Here is a 1,186-nt window from a genome sequence, read left to right on the forward strand (position 1 = left end):
ACCTCCACACGCCCGCTCACCGCCCGACCAGCCTCCACACGCCCGCTCACCGCACCGCCAACCTCCACACGGCTGCTGCCTGCACGGGTTCCCACGTCGGCGCGGAACAGCCCGCCCTCCCCGGGTTCACCGGACTCCCGGCTTCCCCCGGCGTCGCCGGCCGCATCGCCTCGCCCGACAGTGCCGAACACCACGTCTTCCGCCGCATCGGCGCGGGACCCGCCCCGTCCCGTCGGCGCGGTGGATGCGGCCGGCGCGGTGGCGAGATGATCGGCGGCGGCGGCGATGTCCGCGGCCAGGCGGGCGGACCACGCTTTATGGTGGGCGACGCGGTCGGCCAGGCGTGAGCGGAGCTCGGGCAGGCCGGCGCCGGTACGGGCCGAGACGGCGAGCACCGGCACACCGTCCAGTCCGTCGTCGTCCAGCAGGCGGCGCAGATCGCGTACGCAGCGGTCGACGGCCTGCGGAGGCAGGCGGTCCACCTGGTTGAGCACCACCAGCGTCACGTCCCGATGCCCGGCCAGCGGGCGCAGGTAGCGCTCGTGGAGCGCGGCGTCGGCGTACTTCTGCGGATCCACCACCCACACCAGCAGATCGACCATCTCCACCAGGCGGTCCACCTCCAGGCGGTGGGAGAGCCGGATGGAGTCGTGGTCCGGGAGGTCCAGGAGGACGAGGCCGGACAGGTCAGGGTTCGCTGAGGTGGCGGCGTGACGTTGGGGGATCTCGAGCCAGTCCAGCAGCGGGCCCGAACCTTGTCCGTCCCAGAGCGCCGCCTGAGCGGTCGAGGTCGTGGGCCGGGTGACGCCGACGGCCGCCAGGGTCTCGCCGGCCAGGGCGTTGTAGATGGACGACTTCCCGCTGCCCGTCGCGCCGGCCAGCGCGGCCACGGTGTGGTCGATGGACAGGCTGCGGCGTACGCCGGCTCGTTCCGCCACTGTCCGCGCACCCGACACCGCCTGCTCGGCCAGCCGCCCCTCCGCCAGCGAGGCCGCCTCCAGCAGGGCGGCCAGCCGGGAGTCCAGGGACGGGCCTTCCTTACGGCGCAGCAGCTTCACCGGCCCTCCTCCGGCTCCGTGCCATCGCTCGACCGCCGCCGGCCTTCAGACGGGCGCCCCGCCCCCTCCCCAGCCGGACGCTCCGCAGGGGCGTCGCCCGAGGCGGAGACGGGGCTGGGGGTCGTGGC

At 74.9% G+C, this 1,186-nt stretch carries 1 protein-coding gene; it reads right to left on the reverse strand.

Features of this window, described 5'->3' with window-relative positions:
• The coding region (locus tag ETD86_RS54420; RefSeq protein ID WP_246149549.1) for a YfjP family GTPase at positions 1-1,058 on the reverse strand (1,058 nt) is incomplete at its 3' end.
• Between the last annotated feature and the right edge of the window lie 128 nt (positions 1,059-1,186).

This window comes from Nonomuraea turkmeniaca (assembly GCF_005889735.1).
GTDB lineage: Bacteria > Actinomycetota > Actinomycetes > Streptosporangiales > Streptosporangiaceae > Nonomuraea > Nonomuraea turkmeniaca.